Origin of the sequence: Sporolactobacillus sp. CQH2019 (genome assembly GCF_028765345.1) — a bacterium.
In the GTDB taxonomy this organism is placed as follows: domain Bacteria; phylum Bacillota; class Bacilli; order Bacillales; family Sporolactobacillaceae; genus Sporolactobacillus.
The window spans coordinates 1-5,047 of the sequence record NZ_JARAJZ010000033.1 but is presented as its reverse complement, the minus strand read 5'-3'; the positions used below and the strand labels follow the sequence as shown (position 1 = coordinate 5,047).

Annotated in this window: 4 protein-coding genes; all 4 read right to left on the bottom strand. The window is 43.0% G+C overall.

Annotated elements, in window-relative coordinates:
- Window positions 1-540: 540 nt before the first annotated feature.
- The gene (mobV, locus tag OYT88_RS20625; RefSeq protein WP_274402251.1) at window positions 541-2,049 is read right to left on the bottom strand and encodes a MobV family relaxase; all 1,509 of its coding nucleotides are present in this window, start codon (window positions 2,047-2,049) and stop codon (window positions 541-543) included.
- 381 nt (window positions 2,050-2,430) lie between these two features.
- Complete coding sequence (locus tag OYT88_RS20620; RefSeq protein ID WP_274402250.1) at window positions 2,431-2,850, bottom strand: DUF5412 family protein; 420 nt, start codon at window positions 2,848-2,850, stop codon at window positions 2,431-2,433.
- A 51-nt stretch (window positions 2,851-2,901) separates the two neighbouring features.
- Window positions 2,902-3,411: a polymorphic toxin type 44 domain-containing protein gene (locus OYT88_RS20615; RefSeq protein WP_274402249.1), complete on the bottom strand. Its 510-nt coding sequence runs from the start codon at window positions 3,409-3,411 to the stop codon at window positions 2,902-2,904.
- A 126-nt stretch (window positions 3,412-3,537) separates the two neighbouring features.
- Window positions 3,538-4,572: a protein rep gene (locus OYT88_RS20610; RefSeq protein ID WP_274402248.1), complete on the bottom strand. Its 1,035-nt coding sequence runs from the start codon at window positions 4,570-4,572 to the stop codon at window positions 3,538-3,540.
- Window positions 4,573-5,047 lie beyond the last annotated feature (475 nt).

Here is a 5,047-nt window from a genome sequence, read left to right as displayed (position 1 = left end):
TTCCCCTCGCCGGGGAGGCAGCCGGTGGGAGGAATCCCACCGACCTACAAAAGGGTTTGGATTCAGTGAGTCTGTCAACTCCTTATCCTCGCTACGCGCTACGCGCTCCGTTCCGGTACCGTTGACAGACGCCTGGGATAGCGTTCCAGTCGGCAGACGTGGTATAATACAGTTAAAGAACAGTTCATGTCGTGAAAAAGCCCCTTGTCGGTCAGGACAGGGGGCTTTAACTTTGAGGGTATATAATTCCCTCCATCAGCTAAAATAGGTCTTGAATAGCCAATCAAGGAGTTTAAACAGGACTTTACGTAACACCGGGAAGGTCAGTTCCCGAAGAAACAGTTCTGTTAAACTTCCTTGATTTTTTTTAGGCTCTTTCTTCTTGCTTGAACAGTTCATGTCGTGTCTCACCTCCTCGCACGATCCTAACTGTGGAGGAAGCAAGCAAGCCTTGTTTTAGCCGACAAACTCATAATAGCAAAAACATCAAGAAAAAATTATATATTTACAGATTCTCTGTTTTATCCCCTTAATAACTACTTATGGCTCTATCTCCCAGTCTTTCTCTTGTCCCCTGGACTGTTTCTGCTCAAACGCCTTCTGAGCGTCCTCCAGCTCCCTCTGCGTCCGAGCTGCTCCCTGCTCAAACCCTCCTTCCTCTTCCGGGGCCGGTTTTTGACGCATCATAAATCGGCCCTTCACATAGCCCACCAACTGATGAAAGACCGCCTCACCATCCTTGTAAAGCTCCTCCATCACCTGTTTCAAGTGGCCAATCAGCTGATCTTTTTTCTCCAAGAGGCTTTTCAGCTGCCGATTCTCTCGGCGCGCCTCCCGTAACTCATTACCCAAATAGGCATTTCTCTGTCCTAATTCTTTGTTTTCTCTCTCAAACCGCTCAGATTGCTCTCTAAACGCTAAACTAGACTTAGCCTTTACTTTTATACTCTCCCAATCTCTCCGCGTCACTGTGATGGTCTCAGGGCCGTTTCTGAGGATCCCCGTTCGTTTGATCTCGGCCGGAATCTGATCGATCGCATAGCTATCAAGCCTCACCTGATCCGCTGCTGCCTTAATGCCCTCTAAATTTCTCCGTTCCCGATCGATGGCCGTCTGCAAATGGCCCAACGTTTCCGTCGATTCTCCAAGCTTGCCGGCCAGCGCCCGGGCTGACTGCTCCAACTCTGCCTGGTGCGCGTTCAGCTTGATTTCTTCTGCAGTTCGCCGCGTCAGCACCCTCGTTTTTTCAACCAGCGTCTTTTTAGCCTGCGCTGCCTTCCGCGTCCACTCGTTCGTTGTCCTTTGAGCGTCTTTTAATTCTTCTGCTTGTTCCGACAGCACCCATTCCATATCTCGTGCCTCTTGCTCAGCCCGCGCTGCCTTTTCCTGCGCCTGCCGCGCCCGTTTTTCCGCCTGCAGCCTCTTGTATTCAAACTCATCCAGATGCCGGTCCTTCGACTGCCCTTTCTGAACCGCAAAGCCCCGACGCTGCAAATACTCCGGCAACTCCGCCTGCAGCTTTTTCAATTCCTGCCGGTCAAACAGACGCTTCGCCGACAGCCTATGATCGCTCGTAATCGGCACCACGCCCAGATGCATGTGCGGCGTCGTTTCATCCATATGTACCTGTGCATAGGCCACATTATCCGGTCCGTAACGCGCTTTAAAAAAATCCGTTGCCGCCTGAAAATAATCCCGCGTGCCATTTGCAGGAACGGGAAAGGCCTTAGTCCCTTCGTCCAAATACGCCGCATGCTCCTTCATTTCCGGCCTATCGAATAGCTCCGGACTGGCACTGATGATAAAACTACAGACGCGCACCGCATCTTTCCGAATGGCCCGGTTCGTCTCGACTCCCTCAGCAATCCGGGCCTTGATTTTCTCCGGGTACGAGATCTCCCCCGCATTCACCAGGTCATAGTTCAAATAGGACAACTCCGGATGAATATCCTTGTTCGCATGATTTTCCGTTTCCCGTTGGTTATGCCGTTGCAATCCCCCGAGATTTCCGGACGTGTACTTTTCCATATGACAGACGACAAAAGCCATGAGCGAGCACCTCTTTTTCGGCGAAACTTCCACGTAAAGTATAGCGCAATATACTTCACTACGTGAAGCTTGCGCTCTGCGAGGCTTTCGCGGCTTTGCCGCGCTTGCCTTCGGCAAGAAAAAACTCCCTTTCAAAAAACGCTTAAATGGGCAATCAATATTCTACATACACATCACGCACACGCTCCATACTACAGTGCATATAAAAAACATTTCTGTACGTAAAAAAAATCCTCCACACCAGACCAATGCGGAGAATTTTTCCTTGCAAAAACGCATAAAAACGCCATTAGCCAAAAACAGCAAAGAAACCACGTGAAGAAAAATATCAAGCACCAAAAGCGCCAAAAGAATGACCAATCTCTTTAAAGAGAATTACTACTATTCTCCTCTTTTTTTATCCCAGTTCGGATCATTTTCCCAATTATAAGTATCTTTTAGAACATTCAACCGGTGATCATAGATCTTAATAACCTGATCACTAAGCCATTCTATATCTGACCCCGAATATTCCCTTTCATAATCATAATATATCGTCTTAGGCTTCTTATTTGTTTTATTAAACGCAATTTCAACCCTTACAGAAGGACCAACCGATGGTCCTCCTCCACTCATAGATATATTAAAAATACGTGCTGTATAATCATGATTAGGAGAATCCAATTTAGCAACTAATTTTCCGTAGGGTACCCTGTCTAAACTCGGATGATTAATATAATAAGTAAATACCCCTATAGATACTAAAATTACAAACAAAAAAGCACCTACAGAAATTAATATTATTTTCATTAGTTTTGACATTAAGTAACCCCACATTCCCCAAGGTTTTCTATTAATCTATTATAAAATTAATTAGAAACCATGATTATACAACCAAATACCATATCTAATCATTGTATTATCTTTTGGTTCATCATAATAAGTTCTATACCAAGCCTTATTGATACGCTTATTGCCAATTACCTGAACAATTCCTCCATATGTCTCCAAAGTTCTATCACTAAATCCTGCAGCTTTCCCTACATAGCCATAATGTATATTTCCAAAATCATCACCAGTTATAATCTTACCTCTGAACCGATATTTATCATAATATCCATATTTACGCTTATAATCCCATTTTCCCCCTTGTCTCTCATTCTCAGCAAATATAAGATCTCCAGTTCCACGCATACCAGCCAAAAAATATCCACCTACAACATAATAGCTCATCTGATTAGCATTGCTGTGCAAAATACTCCTAAATCTATTTGTATAATCACCATGGTATCGTGCAGCACTTGCATAATTTTGATTTCCAACAAAAAAAGCAATAAAAGCCAAAGAAAAAACAACTAAAATTTCCAAAAATCGTTTTTTCATGATAAATGTCCCCTTTAAAACAAAATTTTGGTAATTAGCAGACATTTACTTAATTCTTCCTTTTGGAGTAAATTTCCTTTTTCTGCTAGAATTGCTCAAAATTTTGTAGAAAAGAGCAGTAAAAACTCACATTTTTACAACATAGTTTTTTAATCCAATATTCCAATAAGCCATAACCTCAAAGGCTCCGTTCGCTACTTCATCTTTATCTTCATTCACATGAATCAGATCCCCATTTTCGGCATCATCCAAATTCAGACGCCTATGTATCTCTTTCAACAAACCGCCATAGCCAATCAAACGCTTCGCCGCCAGTGCACTATCAAAGTAATACACCGAATCCAAATTATCCTCACTCACCACATCATCGTGCAAAACGTCTGTATCCTTAACCGGATACTTGGAAACTTCAAGCACTGCCTTTTGTTCAGCTATGCTATCCTTGACTCTCTGTTCAATCTCCTCATAGTTTACATCCGCCTTCGGCTTCACACGCCGAATATCCACGACCGGATCATAACCCAACTTCATCGCCCGTCGCCATAAAGCCACCCAATCAGCTTGCTTGACATATGCTTTTGCAAAATAACTTTTTTTCACTGCTGCCAAGACATGAAAATGCGGATGATAAGTCTGCTGCTCTCTGTTTTTCGTCACCTCAAGCGCTCGAAAATAACCCAACAATACATTATTTACTCGCTTATATTTTACAAGCCGATTAAAGCCCCTCATCATGTCAGAAATAGCTACTTCCAATTCTTCTCCTCCAACATTCCGAATCGTCAGCGTTAAAAAAATCCATCGAACATCTCGTGTCCGATTAACTTCCTCAACAATTTTTTTATTATGTAAAGCGATTTTTAACGATCGTCGCCATGCGCACATCGGACAAAGCCTCACTTTACAAAAATAAGCTTGAAACAGCTTTAAACGTCCATTTTCTGGATCCTGTCGAAACGACAACACATTCGCACACTGCTGAACCCTATCCATTTTCTGCTTATAGTAAGCATTCCCCGTTCGAGAATATAATTCCTGATAATGCTCAGCCAGAAAATTTGACCGTAACTTTTTACCTTTCCAATCCCGCTTTTTCCCATTAACCGCTCGATCTACCAAAATCTGTGAACTTTCGGGGGTTGCAAGTCTAGTAGATTCCATGCTAAACTTGTCCTTAGTTAAATATGACATGAATAAAGACTTCCCTTTTGATTTTTTGTAGGCACTTAAAATCATATCATGGGAAGCCTTTTTCGTCTACCTATAAAAACAGTATTCCGGCTTAGAGCCCCAAGGACTCACACCACTTTTCGAAAATCTCATTGTTGCTATATAGTATCAAGTAAAGAAGAAACTCGCTCGCAAGCGAGCGAAAACCCGCCAAATCAATGTTTTTCCGTTCTATCTTCAACGCCTATTCATCCACTGTTCAAAATACAATAAAATCAAGCCTGCGAGAGTTGAGGAAATCAAATTTCCGCAAAAATTTATTATAAATCCCAGCATGGGATGACCACCTCTTTCATACGAACTAAAAAATAATGTAAGTTCAGCAGTCGATCCCTTTTATTTTTCTTATTTATTTTTTCTTTGGGCGCTGCCCAAACCTGCTGGGGAAAACTTCCCCAGACCCCAA

What these genes read in the sequence shown, in the direction of transcription:
- mobV (WP_274402251.1), bottom strand. Translation starts at nt 2,049, where the DNA reads ATGGCTTTTGTCGTCTGTCATATGGAAAAGTACACGTCCGGAAATCTC.
- OYT88_RS20620 (WP_274402250.1), bottom strand. Translation starts at nt 2,850, where the DNA reads ATGTCAAAACTAATGAAAATAATATTAATTTCTGTAGGTGCTTTTTTG.
- OYT88_RS20615 (WP_274402249.1), bottom strand. Translation starts at nt 3,411, where the DNA reads ATGAAAAAACGATTTTTGGAAATTTTAGTTGTTTTTTCTTTGGCTTTT.
- OYT88_RS20610 (WP_274402248.1), bottom strand. Translation starts at nt 4,572, where the DNA reads ATGGAATCTACTAGACTTGCAACCCCCGAAAGTTCACAGATTTTGGTA.